Below are 23714 nucleotides of genomic sequence, written 5' to 3'. Positions count from 1 at the left end.
GACGTTGCGGTTTACTCGGATTCGAGGATTTCGAGCGCGGCCGACAAGGCCGCGAGCGAATCCACGATCCGGGTGAACTGCTCGATCCCGAGCTCGGCGGTGAGCCGCGCGGCCATCTTCGAGTGCTGCGGGGTGATGCGCCGCACCGCGTCATGACCCTCCTCGGTGATAGCGACGAGTTTGGCGCGCTTATGCAGCGGGTTCGGCCGGTATTCGGCGAAACCCTTGTCCACCAACAGATCCGCTATGCGCTGCACGCTTTGCCGGGTGATGCCCATTTCCCGGGCGATCCCCGCCACCGGCAGCGGCTCGTGCAGCACCGCGCCCAGCACCTGCCACCAGGCAGCGGTGATCCCCGCCGGTTTGGCCAATTCCTCGGCGATGGTGAGGAATTGGCCGTTCAGCTTGAACGACGTGATCGCCGCCGTACTGAAGAGATCCTGTTCGCTACGGCTCATGAGGCGTTCGCCGCCGCGCGACTCTCCTCGTATTCGGCGAGCGCGAAGAATCCGGCCGGGTCGTTCTGCCCGTACAGCCGGTACCAGGCGTCCAGGATGCGCGGCTCGAAGACTTCCAGCCGCCCGAGGATGGCGCGAGCGAAATCCACCGGCATGGTGCCGCTCGCGGTAATGAGGTCGCCGTCGGTGACGGCGGGTTCGTACACGAAACGCTCGCCACCCGAATATCCGCTCATGGCAAGATATTCCGCCGCATTGCTGGTGTGCGGTCGATCATCGAGCAGTCCCGCGCTCGCCAGCCCGAAGGTCGCGCCGCAGATGGCTGCCACCGGGACTCCGGCGGTGAGGAATTCGCGCGCCTTCTCGGCGAAGGCGGCCAGGGCACCGGTCTCCCAGGTGGCCGAGCCGGGCAGGATCAACATGGCACTGTCGGCCGGGGAGAGATCCGCGAGCGCCATATCGGGGGTGACCCGCATACCTCCCATGGAGATCACGGAATCGGTTGTGGCGCCGACGGTTCGGACCTGCCACGCACCGGGTTCGCGATGCCAGAGTTCACGGTTGATATGCGCCGTGGCGAATCCGGTCTCCCAGTCGGAGAAGGTGTCGTACACGGCGAGATGCACTGTTTTCGTCATGACAGCATCCTGTCAAATATGACAGGATGCTGTCAACGATCGTTAGTTCAGCTAAGTGCCTGATCCAGATCGCCCAGCAGATCCTCGACATCCTCGAGACCGATCGAAATCCGCAGCACACCATCCGAAAGACCAATGGCGGCACGGCCTTCCGGGCCCATGGCACGGTGCGTCGTGGTCGCCGGATGGGTGATCAGGGTCTTCGAATCGCCCAGATTGTTGGAGATATCGATAATGCGCAAACCGTTGAGGACCTCGAAGGCACGCTTCTTGCCCGCTTCGGGCGCGGACTTCAACTCGAAGGTCACCACGGTGCCACCGCCGGACATCTGACTCGTGGCCAGCTCGTACTGCGGATGCGACTTCAGGAACGGGTACTTCACCCACGCCACGGCCGGATGCTGCTCCAGGAACTCCGCGATGCGCAAAGCCGACTCGGTGGACTGACGCACGCGCAGCGGCATGGTCTCCAAACCCTTGAGCAGGGTCCACGCATTGAACGGGCTCAATGCCGGACCCGTATGGCGCATAAGGTTTTTCACGGGGCCATCGATGAATTCCCGCGAGCCCAGAATCGCACCGCCGAGCACCCTGCCCTGACCGTCGATGTGCTTGGTACCGGAGTAGACCAGCACATCCGCGCCGAGCTCGAAGCCTTTTTGCAGCAGCGGGGTGGCGAAGACATTGTCCAGCACCACCTTCGCGCCCGCGGCATGCGCGAGATCACAGACCGCGCGCACATCGACCAGCGACTGCATCGGATTGGACGGGGTCTCGAAGAACACCGCCTGGGTGGGCACCGACAGCGCCTCTTCCCACTGCGCCAGATCCTCACCGTCGACGAAGACGGTCTCCACACCCCAGCGCGGCAGAATCTCATTGGCCACCACGAAGCAGGAGCCGAACAGGCTGCGCGCGGCCACCAGCCGGTCACCGGCTTTGAGCAGTGCGCCCAGCGCCGTGAACACCGCGGACATACCGCTCGCGGTGGCGAAACACGCTTCCGCACCGTCGATCAGGCGCAGTCGCTCCTCGAACATGGCAACCGTCGGATTGCCGTAGCGCGAGTACACGAAATGCTCGATCTCGCCGGTGAACGCGGCCTCGGCGGCCTCGGCGCTCTCGTAGACGAAACCCGAATTGAGGAACAGCGCCTCGGAGGTCTCGTCATAGCCGGAGCGGCGCAGTCCACCGCGCACACCCAGCGTGGCCGGGCCGACGCCCTCGGGCAATGGCCGCTCGAACGAACCACCGGTGATCATGACTGCCTCCACGGCAAACCATCGGCGCGCCAGCCTTCGCTGCCGCGGTGTCCCTGCGCGTCGAGCGCGCCTTCGAAACCCTCGAGAACATTGAAGGACGGCGACAGGCCGATGGCGGTGGCCGCGGTGGCCGCGCCGATGGAGCGCTGGCCGGAGCGGCAGATGAAGATGACCGGCGCCTGCGAATCCGATTCGCGCTCGCCCAGGGCCTGCTTCAACTGATCCACGAAGCGCGCGTTCGGGGTGCCGCTGGTGTCCACCCACTCGATCAGCGCGGTCGGCCGGCCGATACCACTGGTGTCGGGGACTCCGACGAATCGCCACTCGGCTTCGGTGCGGACATCCACCAGCACCGCATCCGGATTGTCACGCAACAACTCCCACGCCTGCTTCGGCGTGATATCGCCCGCGTAGCTCACTTCGACCTCCTGTGAATCCGCACTTGCCGCACCGTTGCCCGATGCGCGGCCAGGTCGTCACCCGGAGCACCCCACCGCGGAGGAGGGTTGCCGACCAGCCAGCCGGGGCTTGGCGCTGATACTCATGACCTGCGTTGAGATTGACCGAAAAAAGGGTCCGCTGTCAAACCATCTGTGCTGTGTTTAATTGCCTCCGCTGCGCTGCGGCGGTTCGTGGCCCTGTAACCCCGGTTCTTCCCTCCCTCCGCTCCTCCGCTGCGCTCCCCCGCTCCACTCAGTCCAGAACCGGGGGCGGGCCACGAACACCAGGGCGTACCCGATGGTGTCGCCAATCGCCTTCGCCGCGCTGCGGGGCGCTGTGTCTAATTTGCCTTCGCTGCGCTGCGGCGGTTCGTGGCCCTGTGACCCCGGTTCTTCCCTCCCTCCGCTCCTCCGCTGCGCTCCCCCGCTCCGCTCAGTCCAGAACCGGGGGCGGGCCACGAACATGCAGGTGGATGCGGTTATGGGTTGCAGACCAGCCAGCGGGAATCGTCGCGGGTGAAGTGCCAGGTGGAGGTCGATTCCCTGTCGGCGACCTTGGAGGTGACCTGGGCGGTCGCCTTATCGCCGGTCACCGCGGGATCGGTGAGGTTCACGAAGTCGAAGGTGGTGCCGTCACCGGCCTTGGCGGGTGCGAGCGGGGAGCGCGCCTCGTCGAATCCCGAGCACACCACGCGGTCGTCGAGTGTGCCGGTGGCGCTGCGGGATTGGAGGAACTTGCGGGCGGCCAGGTTGAGGCGGTCGGAATCTGTGACATTCTTCTCAACCGGCGAGACCAGGGCGGCGACCACGATTCCGACGATCACCAGCACCAGCACGCCCGCCGCCACCAGGAAGGGCAGCAGACTGCGGGTACTGCTCTGATCGATCCGTATGTGCTGGTCGTCGGCGTCGCTCATGGCTCGATCATGCCCGGTCGGGGTGGGGAGAACGATGGCGACACCGGTGCGCCGCGATACCGGGCGTTCGCATAGTTCACCGGCACCGGCGCGGGCGGGGGTTCCTCCCACCGATAGAATCGGCACAATTCCCCGCGCGAAAACGGGAATAGCGATACCACGCAGCAACGCTGCAGCTTCGGGGATTCCAACGAGGGGCTACCCGAAGCAAGTGCGTCAACTTAGCCTAAGCTAAGAAAGACGGCTGAGACTTGACGGCAACATAGTTCAACCAAAGGGTGCGCCAAGAATGACCGAACAGAGTGCAGCGACCCGCCCGCTACGCATTGCGATCGTGGGCGCAGGCCCGGCCGGCATCTACGCGGCGGACGCGTTGATGAAATCCGATGCCGACGTGAGCATCGACCTGTACGAGCGGATGCCCGCACCGTTCGGTCTGATTCGCTACGGCGTCGCCCCGGACCATCCGCGCATCAAGGGCATCATCACCGCCCTGCACAAGGTGCTCGACAAGGACCAGGTCCGCCTGCTCGGCAATATCGACTACGGCGTCGACATCAACCTGGAAGACCTGCAGCGCTTCTACGACGCGGTCATCTTCTCCACCGGCGCCAACGCCGACCGCGCACTCGAGGTCCCCGGTATCGACCTGGACGGCTCCTACGGCGCGGCCGACTTCGTCTCCTGGTACGACGGCCACCCGGACGTCCCGCGCGAATGGCCCCTCGAGGCCGAGAAGGTCGCCGTCCTCGGCGTCGGCAATGTGGCCCTGGATGTGGCGCGCGTACTCGCCAAAACCGGCGATGAGCTGCTGCCCACCGAGATCCCGCCGAACGTGTACGAGGGCCTCAAGCAGAACAAGGCGCTCGAGGTGCACGTGTTCGGCCGCCGCGGTCCCGCCCAGGCCAAGTTCACCCCCCTGGAACTGCGCGAACTCGACCACTCGCCGACCATCGAGGTCATCGTGGACCCCGAGGACATCGACTACGACGAGGGTTCGGAGGCCGCACGTCGGCACTCCAAGCAGGTCGACATGATCTGCAACACCCTCGAGCAGTGGGCCATCCGCGATGTGGGCAACCGCCCGCACAAGCTGTTCCTGCACTTCTTCGAGAACCCGGCCGAGATTCTCGGCGAGAACGGCAAGGTCGTCGGCCTGCGCACCGAGCGCACCGCCCTCGACGGCACCGGAAACGTCAAGGGCACCGGCGAGTTCAAGGACTTCGACGTGCAGGCCGTGTACCGCGCGGTCGGCTACCTGTCGCAGAACATCCCGGCCCTGCCGTTCGACGATCAGGCCGGCACCGTGCCCAATGAGGCCGGACGCGTCCTGCTGGACGAGAACGCCGACGGTGCGGCCCGCTTCATGCCGCAGACCTATGTCACCGGCTGGATCAAGCGCGGCCCGGTCGGCCTCATCGGCCACACCAAGGGCGATGCCAATGAGACCATCGCCTGCCTGCTCGACGATGCCGCGAACTTCACCCCGGCCGCCGAGCCGGAGCTGGACGCGGTCACCAAGTTCCTGGAGGACAAGGGCGTCCCCTTCACCACCTGGGCCGGTTGGTACCGCCTGGACGCGCACGAGCGCGCCCTGGGCGAGCCCGAGGGCCGCGAGCGGGTGAAGGTCGTCGAGCGCGAGGACATGCTCCGCGCCAGCGAACCGGACAAGGTTTCCTGACCTACCTGACCTGGCCCAATCCGACAGGTGGACAAGGTCTTCCGCACTTGTCACCGTTGTGAGGCATGCTGATCACGTGTTCGATGCCCATCTCCACATCTTCGACCCGCGGTTCCCGCTGGCCGAGAACGAGGGCTACCTGCCCGACCCCTACACCATCGCGAACTACCGGCACCGCATGCGGCGCTTCGATATCGACGGTGGCGCGGTCGTCAGCGGGTCCTTCCAGGGCACCGACACCAGTTATCTCCGGGCCGCCCTCGCCGAACTGGGCGAGGGCTGGGTCGGCGTCGTCAATCTGACCGAGGACGCCACCGACGAACAGATTCTGGAGTTGGATCGCGCGGGCGTACGCGCGGTCCGCTTCAACTTCAAGCGCGCGGGCGGCGATATCGTCGGGCTCACCATGCTCGCGCTGCGCGCCTATGAGCTGGCCGGCTGGCATGTGGAGCTCTATATCGACGGGTCCATGCTGGGCTCGCTGGAACCGGTCATCACCAAACTGCCGAAGCTCTCCATCGATCACATGGGCATGTCCGATGAATGCCTGCCGTACCTGCTGAATCTGGTGGATCGCGGCGCCAAGGTGAAGGCGTCGGGCTTCGGGCGGGTCGCCATGAATGTGGGGACCGCGCTGCGCCGGGTGCACGCGGTGAATCCCGAGGCACTCATGTTCGGCTCCGACCTACCGGGCACACGGGCCGGGCGGCCGTTCCTGGACACCGATATCCGGGTCATCTCCGATGCGGTCGGTGGCGATCTGCATATGGTGCTGGAGGACAACGCGCGCGCCTTCTATCGCCTGCCCGCCAAGGATCGGCGCATCGAGGATCCCGTGCCGACGCTGCCGCTGGTCCGGCCCGAGCCGCCCACGCTACGACTGAAGCGGTCCGAACTGCCCGCACCGCCCACCCTGCCGCTGCCCCGGATCGACCCTAGATCGCGATAGCGGCGGTCAGCCAGACGCCCGCGGCCAGCAGCGCACCGAACAGCTCCACCAGCATGGACAGGCCGACGCCCTTGAGCGCGTGCACCGTCGACTGCCAGGCGGGCTGCTGTTCGCGCAGCCGCTGCAGCTCCGAAACATAAACGCCCAGAACGAATCCCAGGAACAGACCGATCACCGGCACCACGAAGAAGCCGATGATGCCCAGCACCGCGCCCAGGATCAGCGACCGGTTCGGTACGCCCGCCTCCCGAAGTTTGCGCCCCGGCCAGGTGTATTTGATGATGCCGCTGATCACCAGAAGCGTTGCGCAGACCGCGAATACGGTCCAGGCGGACGCGCCACCGGTCATGATCGCCCACACCAGAACGGCCGCGAGAATCAGGATCACCCCGGGCAGGATCGGCACGATCACCCCGAGCAGGCCGACAAGTATCGCGAGGCCGACCAAGACCTCGCCCGATGCACTCACTGCTGATCCTCCTCTGAATGACCTGCCCCGCATTCTCGTGCATCACGTCGAGATAGTCCCGCCCTGTAGTCGCGGCCCGCCCCGTTTCTGGACTGCGGCTCCATAGACCTGCGCCTTGGAGCGGGGAAGCGCAGCGGAGGGAGGGAAGAAACGGGGTCACGAGGGCCGCGACCCGCCGCAGCGAAGCGGAGGCCGAAAGCACTGCGTTATTGTCATTGCGTCAACACCGGTGTTGTGAGCCGGTGCGCACTGAGTCGACGATGAACCGAGGTAGGGCGTGAGCACTCCATCCACCGCCAAGCAGGGCCCGCTCGCGGGCGTCCGGGTAGTTGAACTGGCCGGAATCGGCCCCGGTCCGCATGCCGCGCTGCTGCTCGCGGATCTCGGCGCGGACGTGGTGCGGGTGCAGCGGCCCAATCAACTGCCCGGCTTCATGGAGCGGCCGCAATGGCGCGGGCGCACCATCGTCGAGGCCAATCTGAAGGATCCGGCCGATATCGAGAAGGTGCTCGGCCTCATCGAGAAGGCCGATGTGCTCCTCGAGGGCTTCCGCCCCGGTGTCACCGAGCGCATGGGACTCGGTCCCGACGTTGCGCTGGAACGCAATCCGCGTCTGGTCTACGGTCGCATGACGGGTTGGGGCCAGTACGGTCCACTCGCCGATCGCGCCGGGCACGACATCAACTACATCTCACTCACCGGTGTACTCAATGCCATCGGCCGCAAGGGTGAGCGCCCGGTCCCGCCGCTGAATATGGTCGGCGACTTCGGCGGCGGCTCCATGTTCCTGGTCTTCGGCATTCTCGCCGCCCTGGTGGAGCGGCAGAGCTCGGGTAAGGGTCAGGTCATCGACTCGGCCATGATCGATGGGGCGCTTGCCCTTTCGCACATGATCTGGGGCATGAAGGGCGTCGGCCTGTGGTCCGACGAGCGCGGTACCAACCTGCTCGACACCGGTATGGCGTTCTACGACACCTACGAGACCTCCGACGGCAAGTACATGGCGGTCGGCTGTATCGAACCGCAGTTCTACGCGGAGATGCTCAAGGGTCTGGAGATCGATCCCGAGGGTCTGCCGATGCAGATCGACCCGAACGGCCAGGAGCAGTTGCGCAAACTGTTCACCGAGAAGTTCAAGACCAAGACCCGCGACGAGTGGTGGGCCATCTTCGAGCACACCGACGCCTGCACCACCCCGGTCCTGACCTTCACCGAGGCGGAACAGAATCCGCATATCCAGGCCCGTACCGGACTGATCGAGATCGACGGCATCGTGCAGCACGCACCCGCGCCGCGCTTCTCGCGCACGCCGTCGGGCATCCCCACCCCGCCGCCGAACGAGGGCACCCCGATCGAAACGGTCTGGGCGGACTGAATCGAGTTCGATAGCGGGACAGCATAAAAGCTCTATCAGCGGAGATAACTCACACATCGCCGACGACTTCTTAGCTTGAGTACCGATCTCCTCGGAAGCTAGCGTCGAACAGTCCAATTCGACGCTTCATCCATCGGGGGAATTACTGTGCTGTCCCGTCGCTCGACCCTTTTCGCCGGCCGCATCGCCACGCTCTGCGCGCTGCCCGTCGCCGCCGCCGTCATCCTGTCCGGCACCGCCCAGGCCGCGCCGATCGATCAGCTCCCGGCCGCACAAGCCGCGGTGACCATCCCGGCCGCCACCGCGATCGAGGCCCCGGCTCCGATCGACGCGCCCGCGGGCCCGGATCTGACCAAGGTCGGCAACTCCGCTCTCGCGGGTGCGGGTGTCGGCGCGCTGGCCGCGGGCGTGCCCGCCGGAATCATCGGCGCCGCGGGTGGCGCGGTGGCCGGTGGCGTCGTCGGCGCGGGCGCGGGCTTCCTGATCGGTATCGGCGCTCCCGCGCTCGCGACCCTGACCACCGCTGCGGTCGGCTGCGCGACCACCGGCTGCCTCATCGACGTTCCGGTCTTCGTGGCCGGTTTGGCCGCCGAGGCCGCGGGCGCGGCCGGCGGTATCGCGCTCGGCGCGGCCATCGGCGCCGTCGGTGGTGGCGCGCTCGGCGCGGCGGCGCTCGGCCTTCCGGCCGCGGCGCTGGGCGCGGGTATCGGCGCCGCGATCGGCGCGGGCGCCGGTGCGGCGGGCGTGACGCCGTAATCGCGGTACATCCGTGAACGCCAGCGGCGGCACCCGAATCGGGTGCCGCCGCTTGGCAATTCGAGATCAGGCCGACGGCTCGACCAGCTGGATGTCCAGCTCGATGGCGATCTTGTCGCCCAGCATGGCGGTGGGCAGACCGGCGGCGATATTGAATTCGCTGCGCTTGATGGTGCCGGTGGCGGTGAAGCCCGCGTGGTGCTTCTGATCGCCGGGGAACAGCTGTACGCCGCCCCACTCGACATCGAGGGTGACCGGCTTGACGACGCCACCGAGGGTGACCTCACCGGTGACCTCGAACTCCTCGGCGATATCGACGGGCTCGGTGACCTTGAAGTGCAGGGTCGAGAGGTTGGCGGTGTCGAGGATCTCAGCGCTGCGGACGTGGCCGTCGCGCATCTCGTTGCCGGTATCGAAGGAGTCCAGGTAGATGGTGGCCTCGATGGTGACGGCCTTACCGGCCTCGTCCACCACGAAGGCGGTCTCGAACTTGTTGAAGCGGCCGCGCACCTTGGAGATGCCCAGGTGGCGAGCGGTGAAGTTGACCGAGGAGTGGTTGGCGTCCAGGTCCCACGCGCCGGGGGCCAGGGTGGTCTGCTCAGAAGTCGTCATGTCCACCATTCAAGCGGACCCCAGTCCGGTTAACCACACCGTCTTGATCCTGGACCTGGCAGGGCTGGGATAACGGAGCCAGGAACAGGCACTATGGATATGTGTCCAGATCCGAATTCGCCGAGTTCCTGATCGCGCGGCGCGCGCAGCTGCAGCCCGAAGACGTCGGGCTGCCCGCCGGACGCCGGCGCCGCACCCCCGGCCTGCGCCGCGAAGAGGTCGCCGCACTCGCCGGTGTCAGCTCCGACTATCTGGCCCGACTGGAACAGGGGCGCGATACCAATCCCTCCAGCGCGGTACTCGGCGCGATCGCGGATGCGTTGCGGCTCAACGAGATCGAACGCCATCACTTCGGCCGACTGGCCATGAGCATGGAGCAGAAGGCCAGCTGCCCCTCCGCCGGACAGGCCCGCGAACAGGTCTCGGACACCCTGCGCGCGGTGGTCGACGCCCTGCACCCCACGCCCGCCTTCGTCCTCGGACGCTGGCTGGACATTCTGGCCTGGAATCCGTCCTGGCGGGATTTCGCCGAACCGCTCGGCATGCTCGACGAATCCGTGCACGGCAGCTTCGCCAGCTACGTATTCGCGCATCCGGACGCACCGAAATACCTCCGGAACTGGTCCGATGCCGCGGATATGGTCGCCTCCGCACTGCGCAACACCCAGACCCGGTTCCCGGACGACCGCAGCCTCGAGGCCCGGATCACCGCCCTTCAGCGCTATCCGGAGTTCGATCGGCGCTGGCGGGAACACCTTGTCATCGACTACCGCACGCACGTGCTGCTCATCGAACATCCGCTGCGCGGGCAGGTCGAGGTGGAGATCGAATCCCTGGATCCGCTCGCCGACCTGACCATTCAGGTGTGGCTGGTCGACCGGCGGAAGGCGCATGCGCCCGGATTGCGGCTGGTCAACGAATAAACCCTCACATTTCAGGCTATTTCGTTCCCCCCGCTCACAAAGGGTGAGCGAACTACAGTTGATCCATGGCTCGGAATTGGCCCATGGTCGAACGGGAGAGCGAGCTCGAGGCGATCACCGCGGCGCTGACCGGCGACACCTTCGTCGGAGCGGTGCTCACCGGTGACGCGGGAGTCGGAAAAACCACCCTGGCCAGGCTCGCGACCAGCGCCGTCAACGGCGGTGCCGGGAATATTCGATGGGTGGCGGGCACCGAATCCGCGCGCAGCATTCCGCTCGGGGTATTCGCGCATATGGTCGGGGTCTACACCGCGCACGATCCGGTCACCTTCATGGCCGCGGCGCGCGAGGCCCTGCTGGCGGACGGGCACACCATAATCGGCGTCGACGACGCCCATCTGCTCGATCAGCTCTCCGCCACACTGCTTTTGCAGCTCGCCATCGACAAGGCCGCGCATATCGTCGCGACCGTACGCAGCGGGGTACAGGTACCGGATGCGGTGACCTCGCTGTGGAAGGACGGGCATCTGCTGCGCATCGACCTGTCGCCATTCAGCCAGCGACAGAGCGTCGAGCTGGTGGAGAACATGCTCGGCGGGCAGTTGGAGGGATTCACCGCCAACCTGATGTGGGAATCCTCCGGGGGGAACGCGCTTTTCCTGCGCCACCTGGTCGAAGGGGCCCTGGAGGCCGGGACGCTGCGACAGGTCAACGGGGTGTGGCAGCTGCGTGGACGGGCCGCAGTCACGTCGGAATTGGCTGCGCTGCTGGAAGATCGAGTCGAACAGCTGCCCGAACCGGTACTGCGGGTGCTGGAGTTGCTCACCTTCTGCGAACCCATCGACCTGGATGTCCTGGCCGAACTCGCGGGCGAGCAGGCCGTCGAGACCGCCGAATCACGCGGCGTCATAAGGATTGTCGAGAACGGGCACCAGCTGCTGGTGCGGTACAACCATCCGCTCTTCGGTGAGGTGATCCGGCGGCGGCTCGGTATCGCCTCGGCGCGACGACTGCGCGGACGGCTGTACTCCTCGCTCAAGGAACGGCCGATCAACTCCGCCTCCGATCGCATCCGGCTGGCCGAATTGGCTTTGGACAGTGACAAATCCGCGGATCTCGAACTCTTCGAGGCGGCGGCCGCCGATGCCATCGGCCTGGCGAATCTCCCACTGGGAGAACGCTTCGCCCGGGCCGCGGTGGAGCGGCGCGGCGGGGTCGAGGCAGCGGATCTGCTCGCGCGGGCACTGCTGTGGCAGGGGCATCGCATCGAGGCCGAACGCACGCTCGCGGTCTTCGATCCGGAGCAGTTGAACGAGGTGCAACTGGCACGCTGGGGAACCACGCGCGTCTCGAATCTGTTGTGGTCCATGGGCGATGCCGATCGGGCCGATGCGGTGCTCGGCACGGTGCGCGGGCTCGCCAAGCATCCGAAGATCATTGCCACCCTGGACGGATTGGCATCGGCGTGTGCGGTCAACGAGAACAAACTCGACGAGGCGTTCGCGCTGGCCGAACCCGTGATGGCCGGTGATGATTCGCCACCGTGGGCGGTGTGGTGGGCGGCGTTCGGTGGCGGACTCGCGCTGGCGCTCATGGGGCGCGGTGAAGCGGCGCGACAGTACGCGGCGCGCGGGCACGCCATCGAATCGCATATCGACGGATTGAATCGGTTCATGTCCGCGCACGCGGAGGTGCTGGCACTCACCTTCACCGGGGATATCGAAGCCGCGAGACGTTGTGCCAGTAGCCCTTACACGTACTCCTCGCCGGGGCAGTACCTCGCCTGGGGCATGACCAAAATCCTGCAGGGCACCGTCGATGTGGCACAGGGCCGGTTCCCGCAGGGCATCGACAACCTCGAACAGGCGCTCGCGGCACTGACCACCGAGGGTGCGGCCGCCTGGATGTTCCCCGCCAGACTCCGTCTGGCAGAGGCGTATTCGGCGCTCGGCCGGCCCGCCGAGGCCGCCGAATCCATTGCCGCCGCACAGCAGCGCGGTGGACGGCACAGCGCGGTATACGAACCCATGCTGGAGATCGCCAAAGCCTGGCAGGCGGCGGCGGAAGGCACCGCGACACCGGCGATTCGGCTCGCACTCGGGGCCGCGGACGCGGCGGCGCGCTCACATCAGCACGCCATCGAGGCCATGGCGCTGCATACCGCGGCGCGCTTCGGGGATCATTCGGTGGCGGGGCGGCTCGCCGATCTGGCCGCGCGGGTGGATGGCCGACTGGTGCAGGTGCAAGCCAGGCACGCGGTGGCGGTCGCCGCCCACGATGGGGCCGGATTGGATACCGCCGCAGCCGAATTCGAGGCGATCGGGGTACTGCTGTCGGCCGCCGACGCCGCCGCGCAGGCCGCCTCGGCGCATGAGCGGGCGGGTGATCGGCGGCGGCTGCTGGAATCGGCCGCCACCGCCAATCGGCTGGCCGCCGCCTGCGGTGGGGCGAGTACGCCCGCACTGCGCGAATCCGCGCAACCGCTGCCGCTCACCTCGCGGGAACGCGAGATCGCGAATCTGGTCGCGGCCGGACTCTCCAACCGGCAGATCGCGGACCGGCTGACGGTCTCGGTCCGCACCGTCGAAGGGCATCTGTACCGGGCGTGCATCAAGCTCGATGTCACCGATCGCGAGACCCTCGCCGATCTGATGCGCGGCGGGTCACCTTCCGGCTAATGCCGAATCGGACCCCCAACCCCATTTATAAACCGTCTCTACCAGCAATTGTGGGATTTCTCTCGAGCTTCGACGTCAGCTATCGGATCCGCTGATTCACATCTGGAACCACTGGTTTCCAATCAGCTACCATCCCCGCCGAGTGGCCGAATCCAGGTCACGGGGGACAGATCCAATCTGATGAGGGTGGTTTCGGCGTGACTCGTCGGCATCGAGAAATGAATACCGGCGTGCGACGCGCCCTGCGCCCCGCGATCGGCGCGCTACCGCTGGCCCTGGCCATCGCCGGTGCGGGCGTGGCCCAGGCGATTCCGCAGCCCGGAGTCACCAAACCGGCCCAGCCGGGAACCTCCGCCCCGAGCGCGAACAGCGACTCCACCCGCCAGCCCGGCACCACGGTCGCACCGCCCGCCCCGCAGCTGAACTACGCCGTCCCGGAGAACCGCCGCCAGGTCCCGGTCGAGACCGAACCCGCACCCGCCATCAACTGGCGGGAACTGCACGCACCCGAACCGGTCGAACCCGTAGCCCCCATCGCACCCCCGCCGCGCACCTTGCGCGTCGGCGATTTCATGTCGGTGGTGCCCGACGAGGTTCCCGATACGATCCTCGCCCCCGTGAACGACGGTGCCGCGAATGTGGAGGCGGCGATCGCCACCGGCGGAAAGTCCATCGGCATCAACCCGACTCGCTCCGACAAGATCGCAGCCGCCACCGCGGCCGGAGCCGCGGGCGGCGCGATCGTCGGCGCGGCAGCCGCAGGGATCCCCGCGGCGATCGCGGGCGGCGTGGGCGGCGCTCTCATCGGCGCCGGCGTCGGCGCGGTCGCGGGAACGGTCGCCATCATCGGCATTCCCGCCGCCGGAGCCGTCATAGGCGGCATCGCCGCGGGCGTAGCCGGTGCGGCGGCGGGTGGTCCCGCCGCCATCGGAACCGCGGCGGCCGGTGCGCTCGCCGGTGCCGCGGCCGGTCTGGCCCCCGCCTTCGCCCTGGGCGCACCCGGTGGCGCGGCCATCGGCGCGGCGGTGGGCGCCGCCATCGGCGCGGCGGCGGTCGGCCTTCCCGCGGCGGCGGGTGGCGCGCTGGTCGGCGGAGTCATCGGCGGTGTCGCCGCCGGAGCCTGGGCGGGCGCGAACCTCTAGCCGCACCACGGCCGCATACGCGTTCGGTACGGAAAACGTTTGCGGCCATACGACTTCGACACGCGCGGGCCGTAACCCGCCGCGCCTGTGAGTCACGGCGTGCCGGGGTGCGAGGTTTCCGATCCGAGCGCGAACCCACCAAACCGCGCGCACGATCGAACTGCCTGCTCAGCGGCACACTGCCGGCCACCGAGGTGCGTACCGCCCCTGCTGATTCAGCAGGGGAGCACCGCAGGGCCGAAGGCGCCCGGGCGCTCACCAATTTCATATCGCTCAGTAATCGACTCCAATCTGATGAGGGTGGTGATCCGGCGTGACCCGTCGACATCTCGTGAAGAAGGCCGTGCTGCGCCGCGCCGTGCTGGTCGGCGCGCTCCCGCTGGCCCTGGCGGTGGCCTGCTCCAGCGCCACCGAACCGCAAAGCGCCGCACCGGCATCCAGCGCGCCGGGCAGCTCGCCGACATCGGGCGTGGTGGGCACTCCCCCGCCGGGAGATTCGGGCACCGGCACACAGCCGACCACTCCCCCCGGCAGCACCACCGCCCCGGGCACCGCCCTGCCGCCGGACACCGCTCCGGGCGCGAGCGGCCAGCCCCCGGCCGCCTTCGCTGCCCCACAGCCCGGAACCCACTCTCCCGCACCGCATCTCGCGGCCCCGGGCCGCTCCCAGCCCGGCGTGACCGCGCCCGGTCAGGTCCAGCCCGGAGTTTCCATCCCCGCCGGTGACCATCCCGGCCCCGTGCAGCCCGGCGTGACCACCCCCAACCGCCCACCCGCACCCGCACCCCAGGCGAACTACCCGGTCCCCGCCAACTACCGGCCGATCCCGCAGGTGGAACCGGCCCCGCCGGTCAACTTGCAGAGCCTGCACGCCCCGACGGTCGTCGAACCGGTAGCCCCCATCGCCCCGCCTCCGCGCACCCTGCGCCTGGGCGATTTCACGACGGCCGCCCCAACCGATGTCCCGGACCAGGTTCTCGACACCGTCAACAATGCGGCCGCCGGTACCGAAGCCGCCATCGCCACCGGTTTCAACTCCATCGGCATCAACCCGAGCCGCTCCGACCGGATCGCGGCGGGCACCCTCGCGGGAGTCGCCGCGGGCGCGACCGCCGGAGCGCTGGGTGCGGGCATTCCCGCCGCGGTCGCGGGCGCGGTCCCGGGTGCGGTGATCGGCGCCGTGGTCGGCGGTGTCGCGGGCGGCGCCCTCGGCAGCATCGGTGCCACCGTCCTGCCCTGGACCGCGCCGATCGACATCCCCGGCGGAATCGTGGGCGGCGCCCTGATCGGCGCCGCAGTGGGCGGTGCCGCCGGCGCAGCCGTGGTCGGCCTCCCGGCAGCCGCGGTGGGCGGTGTGGCGGGCGGTGTCGCCGGCGGCGCGGTCGGCGGCTTCCTCGGCGGCGCGTTCTGACACACCAAGCGAACCACCACCGGTCGACGGCCACGCCTCAGCCAAGTCCGGTGGTGATTACATCGCGCTCAGGGAGCGGGCGTAGTTGAGCTGGTGCATGGTCGTCGGAAAGGTCTGCCGGTCTTGGACCGGGATCATGCGACATATCGGTCGCGGTCCAGATCGCGCCGCGCAGCGGCATCGTTCCGGACGGGGTGACCACACCACCCTGCACCACGCCGTGACGGGCGCCATCCGGACCGTTCGGAATCTGTTGTGGCACAGGCAATCCACTGGATCGTGCGAATGGGCATACCCGCACCGGTCCCGGGGCCGTTCCGCAGCGACCGCCGATTGCTGATTCCACTCGCGATCTCGATCATTCTCATCCCGAAGGCTGAGACACTCGCGGTGTTCAGCGGATCAGAAGAGGGTGGGTTCGCCGAAGCCGGGGGTGCGCTCGATTTCGAGGAGGCGCTGTTTGGTGGTGATGCCGCCGGGGGCGGAGAAGCCGTGTAGGGCATGGTCTGCGGCCAGGACTCGGTGGCAGGGGACTATCAGGGGGATCGGGTTGCGGCCCAGGGATTGGCCTACGGCTTGGGCGCCGCCGGGGGCGCCTATGCGGTTGGCGATATCGCCGTAGCTGAGGGTGTGGCCGGGGTGGATGGCGCGGGCCACGGCGTAGACGGCGCGGTCGAAATCGTTGAGGGGGCTGGTGTCCAGGGGAATCCAGTCCAGATCGTCGAGGTCACCGGCGAGGTGGGCGCGGATCTTCTCGATGGCGGTGGCGATTTCGGCGGTGGGTGCCGCTTCCTGGATATCGAAGGTGCGGTGTTTGCGCAGGATGTAGGCGCGGGTGGACTCCGGGTCGCCGTCGGGGAGGGCGAAACGCAGCACCCCGGCGGGGCTCCAGGCGATGGCGCAGGTGCCTATCGCGGTATCGAAGAGCGCCGCCGAGGCGAGCGGGCGGTCCGGGTGCGGCATAGGGCCAGTGTGCACCCGAGGTCCGACAAGTCCGGCCATTTCAGGCCAGTTGTTCAGAATTGGACTGTTTCTTCACGGCAGGGGATTGTCGCCAGGTCGGCGAGGGGCGAGCGGGTACGCCGGACACGACGTGCGACCACCTCGGCGGGCGGGGCATCCTGTCGCGCGTAGGCGGCGGCGAGGTCGGAATACTGCCGTACCCCTTCATATTCCGCGGCCGACCAGTCCGACATCGGCGCATGCGGCCGGTACCGCTCCAGCAGCGCGCCCCAGCGCTCATCCGGCGTGGGAGCGAACCGGTAGACGATCCCGGCGAAGACTGCGACAACCAGCAGGGAGACGAGCGTTGCGATCATTACTCGATACTGGCCCGCTCTGGACTTGAAGAAAATATCCAGTACCCGGATACTGGCCCTTATGGCAATACGAGTGATCGGCGCGGCCAGCCTCACACGCGACCTGGGCCGCTGGCGACAGGACGAACCCGGCAGCGCGGCGGCCGACAGCGGAAAGCGCTCCAGCCGCCCCGCCTACGTGGCGCTCGCGGAGAGCATTCGACTGCTCATCCACGACGGCCGCGCCCCGCTCGGCGTGGCCCTGCCCAGTGAACGCGATCTGGCCACCAGCCTGGCCGTCAGCCGCACCACCGTCACCTCGGCCTACGCCCTGCTGCGCGAGCACGGCTATCTGATCAGCAGGCAGGGTTCGCGCAGCACGGTGGCGCTACCGCCGACCGTGGTGCACGACGGCGCCAAACCCGCGCGCAGCCTGCTGGCCATGATGGCGCAGCCGGAGCTGCCCACCATCGATATGACCTATGCCGCCATGGCCGCGCCGGTCGAGATGACGGACGCGTATACGACCGCGCTGCAAGGACTTCCGACCTATCTGGGCACACACGGTATGGACCCGGTGGGCATGCTCATGCTGCGCGAGGCCCTTGCCCGCCGCTACACCGAGCGCGGCCTGCCGACCGATCCGGAGCAGATCCTGGTCACCCTGGGCGCACAGCACGGGCTGCGACTGCTGCTCAATGTGCTCACCACTCCGGCGGAACGCGTGCTGATCGAGCACCCCTCCTATCCGAATGCCATCGAGGCGATTCGCGATGTGGGCGCGCGTCCGGTCCCGGTGCCGCTGCGACCGGACGGCTGGGATCTGGACGGAATCCGCAGCGCCGCAAGGCAAACCGCCGCCAGCGTGGCGTATCTGGTTCCGGATTACCATAATCCGACCGGCTTGCTGCTACCCGCCGAGGGGCGCGCCGAATTGGCCGCCATCGCCCGCGAAACCCGGATGACCGTCATCGTCGACGAATCCATGGTGGATCTGCATCTCACCGATCACGAAATCATGCCGCCCGTAGCGTCATTCGCGCGTGGTACGGAGATCGTGACCATCGGTTCGGCGTCGAAATCGTTCTGGGGCGGCCTGCGCGTGGGCTGGGTGCGCGCCAATCAGTCCCTGATCACCAAACTGCTCGGCACCCGCTCGACCATGGACCTGGGCACCCCGGTCATGGATCAGCTGGCGACGGTGCACCTGCTCCAGCACGCGGACCGAATCCTCACCGTGCGAAGGGAACAGCTCCGCTCCCGCCGAGCCGCCCTACTCGATGCCCTCGCCGAGGAGCTCCCCGACTGGCGCGTCTCCCCCGGCGCGGGCGGCATGTCCCTCTGGGCCCAGCTCCCCGCCCCCGTCTCCAGCGCCCTGGCCGCCACCGCCCCCAATCACGGCGTATTACTCGCCGCCGGACCACGTTTCGGCGTCCAAGGCGCCTTCGAACGCTTCCTCCGCCTCCCCTTCACCCACGAGGAAGGCGATATCCGCCTGGGCGTGAAATCCCTCGCAGCGGCGTATGCGTCGCTGACCCCACACGCCGCCGAGCCCCTGGCCCCCCTGACCTGCTACTGACCCGCCTGAAACGCCTCGTCCCGCTGCACTTCAGCACAGCGGGAGAGTCTTTATTACGTTACGGGACAACTGATCTCGCGAGTTCGGGGTAACTCACCGGGTACGTCCAAAACAGTTTCGGCACCCAACCGCACCCCGCGTCCCCAACAGCCAACGGCTCTCAGCCGTGCGCCGAAGTCTCGGGGAGGCGGTACGGCACAACTGATCTCGCGAGTTCGGGGTAACTCACCGGGTACCTCCAAAACAGTTTCGACACCCGACCGCACCCCGCGTCCCCAACAGCCAACGGCCCTCAGCCGTGCGCCGAAGTCTCGGAGAGGCGGGTCAGCCGATGATGTCGTGGCGGACGATGGTCTGGTCACGACCCGGGCCGACACCGATGCAGGACATGCGAGCGCCCGAAAGCTCTTCCAGGCGCAGGACATATGCCTGGGCATTGGGGGGTAGCTCTTCGAAGGTGCGAGCACCGGAGATGTCCTCCCACCAGCCGGGCATCTCCTCGTAGATCGGCTTGGCGTGGTGGAAATCGGTTTGGGTGGTGGGCATTTCGTCGAAACGCTCACCGTCGATCTCGTACGCCACGCAGATCGGCACGGTGTCCAGGCTGGAGAGCACATCCAGCTTGGTGAGGAAGTAGTCGGTGATGCCGTTGACGCGCGTGGCGTAGCGGGCGATCACCGCGTCGAACCAGCCGGTGCGGCGTGCGCGTCCGGTGGTGACACCGACCTCACCGCCGGTCTTGGCCAGGTACACGCCGGACTCGTCGAAGAGTTCGGTCGGGAACGGACCGGAGCCGACGCGGGTGGTGTACGCCTTCAGGATGCCGAGCACGGTCTCGATCTTGTTGGGGCCGATGCCCGAACCGACCGCCGCGCCACCCGAGGTCGGGTTGGAGGAGGTGACGTACGGGTAGGTGCCGTGGTCGACGTCCAGCAGGGTGCCCTGCGAACCCTCCAGCAGCACGATCTCTTCGCGTTCGAGGGCCTGGTTCAGCAGCAGGCGGGTGTCGGAGATGCGGTGCTTGAAGCCTTCGGCCTGCTCCAGCACCTCGTCGACCACCTGCTGCGGGTCCAGCGCGCGGCGGTTGTAGATCTTCACCAGCACCTGGTTCTTGAATTCCAGTGCGGCCTCGACCTTCTGGGTGAGGATCTTCTCGTCCAGCACATCGGCGACGCGCACACCCACGCGCGCGACCTTGTCCTGGTAGCAGGGGCCGATACCGCGCCCGGTGGTGCCGATCTTCTTATTGCCGAGGAAGCGCTCGGTGACCTTATCGATGGCCACGTGGTACGGCATGATCAGGTGCGCGTCGGCCGACAGCAGCAGGCGGGAGGTGTCCACGCCGCGCTCTTCCAGGCCCGCGAGTTCGGTGAGCAGTACGCCCGGATCGATCACCACGCCGTTGCCGATGACGTTGGTCACACCGGGGGTGAGGATGCCGGACGGAATCAGATGCAGTGCGAAGTTGTCGCCATTGGGCAGCACCACGGTGTGACCCGCGTTATTACCGCCCTGATAGCGCACAACCCATTGGACGCGGCCACCGAGCAGGTCGGTCGCTTTGCCCTTGCCCTCGTCGCCCCACTGGGCGCCGATCAGCACGATTGCCGGCATTAGAAGACTCCTACGGGTTCGACGCGCAGTGCCTTGGCACTGCAGCTATCCGCCGTCGGAAGGCGGTGGCCGGAGGCACAGTCTAGTAGATGCTCGAATACCCCCAGGTTCGCGACCCGGCACGGGACGAAACCGACGTAACGGGTGAGCTTCGAAGGCGGCGCGGCAAATGAAGCGGGGCTATGGTGACACGGGGAGCCGGGCCGGTAAGCGGGCCCGCAGGAGCGCAGCGAGGCGATGGTGTTGTCAGGTCAGAGGAGGGTGTACGGCAGTTGAGTACCCATGTTCTCCGCTGCGACGGCGCACCCGTACCGATCGCGCTCGCTTCTCTCCCGCTCACCCAGACCTCGGCCATACCGGATACGAATGTCCTGGACGAGTTGCTTCCCGTCATGGCCGCGGACAGTCTGCCCCGCCTCATCGTGCTCGGTGAGGACGCCGGGCTCGCCGCGGTGCTGACCCATCTGATGCGCACCGAACGCCTCGGCGTCGAGATCGGCTATGTGCCCGTCGACCGCACCTACGGGTCGCGCGCCTACGAGACCGGTACCGGTTCGGCCGCCGCCAAGCGCGCGCTCGAGGGTAAGCCGATGGAGACCCCGCTCATTCGCGATGACACCGGCAAGGTGCTGATCGGCCGTGCCACCCTGGTCGGCGAGGGCGGGGAGAAGCTCGAAGGCGAAGCGTACGTGGACGACACGCGGTTGTTCACCGGTAAGGTCGCCGCACTGCTGGTGTCACCGACACTGGAGATGCCCGGCCTGCACGCGAGCGCGCAGCGCGGGATCCTGGGTAAGAAGCGTTGGGCGCAGGGTCGGGCCATGCAGCTCGGCACGCGTGGCGCCATCGTCACCCGCGACGGCATCACCACCGATAAGCCGGTGCGGCGCTCCACCTTCTACCGGCATCATGAACCCTGGCTGCTGGTCCGTTGACCTTCACCCGGTGAATCCGGGTTCCATACAAGGAGTCCGATGAGCTCTCCCCGTGCGATCGGCCGTGCTTCGGGGGCGGTGCGGCCCAGTCCGGTATTCCTGCTCGTGGTCGCGATCGCGGCGGCGGGCGGCGTGCTGGCCTGGACCGCCGATCTGCTGTCCAACCAAGCGAAACTCGGGGTTTTCCTGATGGTGGTGGCGGGCTGGGTGGTCTCCATCTGCCTGCACGAGTTCGCGCACGCGTTCGTGGCGTGGCGGGCCGGGGACCGCGAGGTCGAACTGCGCGGATATCTGACGTTGAATCCGCTGAAATACAGTCATCCGCTGCTGTCGATCGGCTTGCCGCTGCTGTTCATCGCCATCGGCGGGTTCGCGTTGCCGGGTGGTGCGGTGTACGTGAATTCGAACAGTTTCGGTGCGCGCGTCCAGCGGATGCTGAGCGGTGCGGGACCGGCCACCAATGCCGCCTGCGCGATCGTGCTGCTGGTGATCGTGCGGCTGTGGGGTAGTTCGTATTCGCATTCCGCGTTCTGGTTCGGGCTGAGTTACCTCGCGTTCCTGCAGATCATGGCGACCGTGCTGAATCTGATCCCGGTGCCGGGGACCGACGGGTACGGGATTCTGGAGCCGTCGCTGAGCTATCAGACGCGGCGGTCGATGGATCAGATCAAGCCGTACGGGATTCTGATTCTGGTGGCGCTGCTGTTCGTGCCGCAGATCAATATCTTGTTCTTCGACGGGATTCGCGCGCTGTTCGAGCTGTCGGGCGTGCCGTCGTTCTGGTCGGACTTCGGTAGTCAGCTGACACGGTTCTGGCGCTGACAGATGTGTGGCCGGGCTACCCCTCGTCAGCCCGGCCATGGTGGGAAGTTATCGGCACGAGTGCCCATGAACCCGAGTAGCGGACTACTCGAATCAATCGATCGGCGTCACATAGGGATTCGCGACGGTCGGCGGCAGTAGCGCGATCGAGGAGAGTCTGCGCATACCGCACACCTGCATGAGGTCGACCACGATCGAGCGCAGTTGTGCGAACACGACGTGCGCCGAGATGCCCGCGCCGTCGACCAGATCCTTGGTCGCGCCCTTGGCGACCGTACGCAGGATGCGGGTGGCCTCGGCCGCATCGGGTTGATCACCCGGATCGGCGAGGACCATCTGCCGCACCACATCCACGGCGTCGCCGAGCCGCTCGACTTCGAGAGTCAGTCGCGGGTCCAGGATTTCGTCATCGCGCACGAGAGACAGGGCCCGGCGCAACAGGACTCGGGTATTGCGGACCGCGTTGTCGAGGGGGTCCGCCACTTCGCGCAGGCGCTCGAGCCGGGCACGCGAATTCCAGTACAGCGGTGAGATTCTGCTGATCTCCCGCCCGCCCTCGAGAGTTGAGCGCAGCGTGTCGAGCCGGGATTGGGTGCCGCGCACCGCCTCCAGCGCGTTCTTGATCTTGTCGGCGTCGTGTTCGAGCAGTCCGTCCGCACAATCGGTGAGGGATTTGCCCATGACGCCCAGAATGTCGGCGGCCTGCTGTCTGGCGCGGCGCACCGGATGCAGTGGAATCGCCGCCACCACCACGATGCCGACCATGCCGCCGACCAAGGCGTCGATGATGCGCAGATGCGAGGCGCCGCTCGCCGGTGGCAGGAGCGTGGCCACCAGCACCGCCGACGATGCCGCCTGCATGGTGATGACCGGGCCGCCGTCGAGGAAGACGGCCGCGCACATGGCGAAGATGACGAGTATCGAAATCTGCCAGACGCCGGTACCCACCCGCGAGACGAACAGATCGCCGATACCGATGCCGACCGCGACACCCACGATCAACTCGACCGCGCGCCGCAATCGCGCCCCGAACGACACACCGATGGAGATCATGGCCGCCATCGGCGCGAAGAACGGCTGCGGATGACCGACGATATTGTGCGCGATGAACCAGGCCACGCCCGCGCCGACCGCGCACTGCACGATCGGCAGCAGTGACGAGCGGACCCGTGCGGTCGCCGTGCGCATGCGTGCGACGCCGCTGTCCTTGGCGGCGTCGAACGTGGTGCCCAGGCCACTGCTCAATGTGGTCAGTCGAGGCCGAGTTCGGCGGCCGCGCGCGGATCGCAATCCTCGAGCAGGTCGAGGCAGCGCGCGTACTCGTCGGTCTCGCCGATGGTGCGGGCGGCACGGGCCAGCGCGCCGACACTCCGCAGGAATCCGCGATTGGGTTCGTGGCTCCACGGCACCGGGCCGAAGCCCTTCCAGCCATTGCGGCGCAACAGGTCCAGGCCGCGGTGGTAGCCGGTGCGGGCGAACGCGTACCCGGCGAGGGTGTCGGCGTTCACCTCGTCCTTACCGCGTTCGAGAGCGCCTTCTGCCAGGTAGGCCCAGGCGATGGAGGCGGTCGGATGTGCCGCCGCGACCTGCACCGGGTCCTTGTTCTCCAGCAACGCGTCCTCGGCGTCGGTGTTTTCCGGGAGCAGTACCGGCTGGGGTCCGAGCAGATCACCGAAGGAGGTCATGCCGATCATTCTGCACCGACTATCGGAATGCTCAGTAGGCTGACCGTCGAATCACAGTTCCGCCGAAGCG

The 23714-nt window shown here is 67.3% G+C and carries 23 protein-coding genes and 1 riboswitch; of the genes, 11 read left to right on the top strand and 12 right to left on the bottom strand.

What is annotated here, in order from left to right; genetic code table 11:
* Nucleotides 1-11: 11 nt before the first annotated feature.
* The 5 genes from OHB26_RS13140 to OHB26_RS13120 all read right to left on the bottom strand — a co-directional run bounded on the left by OHB26_RS13140 (nucleotide 12) and on the right by OHB26_RS13120 (nucleotide 3715).
* Complete coding sequence (locus tag OHB26_RS13140; protein WP_330184448.1) at nucleotides 12-458, bottom strand: MarR family winged helix-turn-helix transcriptional regulator; 447 nt, start codon at nucleotides 456-458, stop codon at nucleotides 12-14.
* Nucleotides 455-1096: a type 1 glutamine amidotransferase family protein gene (locus OHB26_RS13135; RefSeq protein WP_330184447.1), complete on the bottom strand. Its 642-nt coding sequence runs from the start codon at nucleotides 1094-1096 to the stop codon at nucleotides 455-457. Before OHB26_RS13135 ends, OHB26_RS13140 begins: the two co-directional genes overlap by 4 nt.
* A gap of 47 nt (nucleotides 1097-1143) precedes the next feature.
* A complete protein-coding gene (locus OHB26_RS13130) occupies nucleotides 1144-2358 on the bottom strand; it encodes an O-succinylhomoserine sulfhydrylase (RefSeq protein ID WP_330184446.1) in 1215 nt (404 codons plus the stop codon).
* The gene (locus OHB26_RS13125; RefSeq protein ID WP_330184445.1) at nucleotides 2355-2777 is read right to left on the bottom strand and encodes a rhodanese-like domain-containing protein; all 423 of its coding nucleotides are present in this window, start codon (nucleotides 2775-2777) and stop codon (nucleotides 2355-2357) included. Before OHB26_RS13125 ends, OHB26_RS13130 begins: the two co-directional genes overlap by 4 nt.
* A gap of 14 nt (nucleotides 2778-2791) precedes the next feature.
* Nucleotides 2792-2907, bottom strand: a riboswitch (SAM riboswitch).
* A 370-nt stretch (nucleotides 2908-3277) separates the two neighbouring features.
* Entirely contained in the window at nucleotides 3278-3715 is a 438-nt protein-coding gene (locus tag OHB26_RS13120; protein ID WP_330184444.1) for an Rv0361 family membrane protein, read from the bottom strand.
* A gap of 289 nt (nucleotides 3716-4004) precedes the next feature.
* Between OHB26_RS13120 and OHB26_RS13115 the strand changes: the two genes are divergently transcribed.
* Complete coding sequence (locus tag OHB26_RS13115) at nucleotides 4005-5396, top strand: FAD-dependent oxidoreductase (RefSeq protein WP_330184443.1); 1392 nt, start codon at nucleotides 4005-4007, stop codon at nucleotides 5394-5396.
* A gap of 76 nt (nucleotides 5397-5472) precedes the next feature.
* Nucleotides 5473-6345 (top strand): amidohydrolase family protein, encoded by an 873-nt coding sequence (locus OHB26_RS13110; protein ID WP_330184442.1) that lies wholly within the window; start codon nucleotides 5473-5475, stop codon nucleotides 6343-6345.
* Here the strand turns inward: OHB26_RS13110 and OHB26_RS13105 are convergent.
* Nucleotides 6332-6847: a DUF456 domain-containing protein gene (locus OHB26_RS13105; RefSeq protein WP_442942934.1), complete on the bottom strand. Its 516-nt coding sequence runs from the start codon at nucleotides 6845-6847 to the stop codon at nucleotides 6332-6334. The two genes, OHB26_RS13110 and OHB26_RS13105, sit on opposite strands and share 14 nt — an antisense overlap.
* 244 nt (nucleotides 6848-7091) lie before the next feature.
* Here OHB26_RS13105 and OHB26_RS13100 point away from each other — a divergent pair, with 244 nt between their 5' ends.
* Both OHB26_RS13100 and OHB26_RS13095 read left to right on the top strand, forming a co-directional pair.
* The gene (locus OHB26_RS13100) at nucleotides 7092-8189 is read left to right on the top strand and encodes a CaiB/BaiF CoA transferase family protein (protein ID WP_330184440.1); all 1098 of its coding nucleotides are present in this window, start codon (nucleotides 7092-7094) and stop codon (nucleotides 8187-8189) included.
* A gap of 147 nt (nucleotides 8190-8336) precedes the next feature.
* Nucleotides 8337-8945, top strand: coding sequence for a hypothetical protein (locus OHB26_RS13095; RefSeq protein ID WP_330184439.1), 609 nt, complete (start codon nucleotides 8337-8339; stop codon nucleotides 8943-8945).
* Between the two features lie 66 nt (nucleotides 8946-9011).
* On the opposite strand, the gene OHB26_RS13090 is transcribed toward OHB26_RS13095, so the two are convergent.
* Nucleotides 9012-9557 carry a YceI family protein gene (locus OHB26_RS13090; RefSeq protein ID WP_330184438.1) on the bottom strand — a complete coding sequence of 182 codons (546 nt, stop codon included), beginning with the start codon at nucleotides 9555-9557 and terminating at the stop codon, nucleotides 9012-9014.
* Nucleotides 9558-9658: 101 nt separating this feature from the next.
* Here OHB26_RS13090 and OHB26_RS13085 point away from each other — a divergent pair, with 101 nt between their 5' ends.
* From OHB26_RS13085 to OHB26_RS13070, 4 genes are all read left to right on the top strand, one after another.
* Entirely contained in the window at nucleotides 9659-10480 is an 822-nt protein-coding gene (locus OHB26_RS13085; RefSeq protein WP_330184437.1) for a helix-turn-helix domain-containing protein, read from the top strand.
* A 65-nt stretch (nucleotides 10481-10545) separates the two neighbouring features.
* Nucleotides 10546-13158, top strand: coding sequence for a helix-turn-helix transcriptional regulator (locus OHB26_RS13080; protein WP_330184436.1), 2613 nt, complete (start codon nucleotides 10546-10548; stop codon nucleotides 13156-13158).
* Nucleotides 13159-13355: 197 nt separating this feature from the next.
* The gene (locus OHB26_RS13075) at nucleotides 13356-14300 is read left to right on the top strand and encodes a hypothetical protein (RefSeq protein ID WP_330184435.1); all 945 of its coding nucleotides are present in this window, start codon (nucleotides 13356-13358) and stop codon (nucleotides 14298-14300) included.
* Nucleotides 14301-14613: 313 nt separating this feature from the next.
* The gene (locus OHB26_RS13070) at nucleotides 14614-15711 is read left to right on the top strand and encodes a hypothetical protein (RefSeq protein ID WP_330184434.1); all 1098 of its coding nucleotides are present in this window, start codon (nucleotides 14614-14616) and stop codon (nucleotides 15709-15711) included.
* Between the two features lie 402 nt (nucleotides 15712-16113).
* On the opposite strand, the gene OHB26_RS13065 is transcribed toward OHB26_RS13070, so the two are convergent.
* Both OHB26_RS13065 and OHB26_RS13060 read right to left on the bottom strand, forming a co-directional pair.
* Entirely contained in the window at nucleotides 16114-16674 is a 561-nt protein-coding gene (locus OHB26_RS13065) for a methylated-DNA--[protein]-cysteine S-methyltransferase (RefSeq protein ID WP_330184433.1), read from the bottom strand.
* A 53-nt stretch (nucleotides 16675-16727) separates the two neighbouring features.
* Nucleotides 16728-17030, bottom strand: coding sequence for a hypothetical protein (locus tag OHB26_RS13060; protein WP_330184432.1), 303 nt, complete (start codon nucleotides 17028-17030; stop codon nucleotides 16728-16730).
* A gap of 61 nt (nucleotides 17031-17091) precedes the next feature.
* Between OHB26_RS13060 and yczR the strand changes: the two genes are divergently transcribed.
* Nucleotides 17092-18588: a MocR-like transcription factor YczR gene (gene yczR, locus OHB26_RS13055; protein ID WP_330184431.1), complete on the top strand. Its 1497-nt coding sequence runs from the start codon at nucleotides 17092-17094 to the stop codon at nucleotides 18586-18588.
* Nucleotides 18589-18912: 324 nt separating this feature from the next.
* On the opposite strand, the gene OHB26_RS13050 is transcribed toward yczR, so the two are convergent.
* The gene (locus OHB26_RS13050; RefSeq protein ID WP_330184430.1) at nucleotides 18913-20202 is read right to left on the bottom strand and encodes an adenylosuccinate synthase; all 1290 of its coding nucleotides are present in this window, start codon (nucleotides 20200-20202) and stop codon (nucleotides 18913-18915) included.
* A 272-nt stretch (nucleotides 20203-20474) separates the two neighbouring features.
* On the opposite strand from OHB26_RS13050, the gene OHB26_RS13045 reads away from it, so the two are divergent.
* Nucleotides 20475-21137: a hypothetical protein gene (locus tag OHB26_RS13045; protein ID WP_330184429.1), complete on the top strand. Its 663-nt coding sequence runs from the start codon at nucleotides 20475-20477 to the stop codon at nucleotides 21135-21137.
* Nucleotides 21138-21176: 39 nt separating this feature from the next.
* Nucleotides 21177-21959, top strand: coding sequence for a site-2 protease family protein (locus tag OHB26_RS13040; RefSeq protein ID WP_330184428.1), 783 nt, complete (start codon nucleotides 21177-21179; stop codon nucleotides 21957-21959).
* 93 nt (nucleotides 21960-22052) lie between these two features.
* Here the strand turns inward: OHB26_RS13040 and OHB26_RS13035 are convergent, their stop codons facing one another.
* The gene (locus OHB26_RS13035) at nucleotides 22053-23147 is read right to left on the bottom strand and encodes an FUSC family protein (protein ID WP_330185624.1); all 1095 of its coding nucleotides are present in this window, start codon (nucleotides 23145-23147) and stop codon (nucleotides 22053-22055) included.
* A gap of 62 nt (nucleotides 23148-23209) precedes the next feature.
* On the bottom strand, nucleotides 23210-23644 hold the full coding sequence (locus OHB26_RS13030; RefSeq protein ID WP_330184427.1) for a DUF3151 domain-containing protein: 435 nt from the start codon (nucleotides 23642-23644) through the stop codon (nucleotides 23210-23212).
* Nucleotides 23645-23714: the final 70 nt, after the last annotated feature.

Origin of the sequence: Nocardia sp. NBC_01503 (genome assembly GCF_036327755.1) — a bacterium.
Taxonomy (GTDB): Bacteria; Actinomycetota; Actinomycetes; order Mycobacteriales; family Mycobacteriaceae; genus Nocardia.
This window is presented reverse-complemented; position numbering and strand designations above follow the sequence as displayed.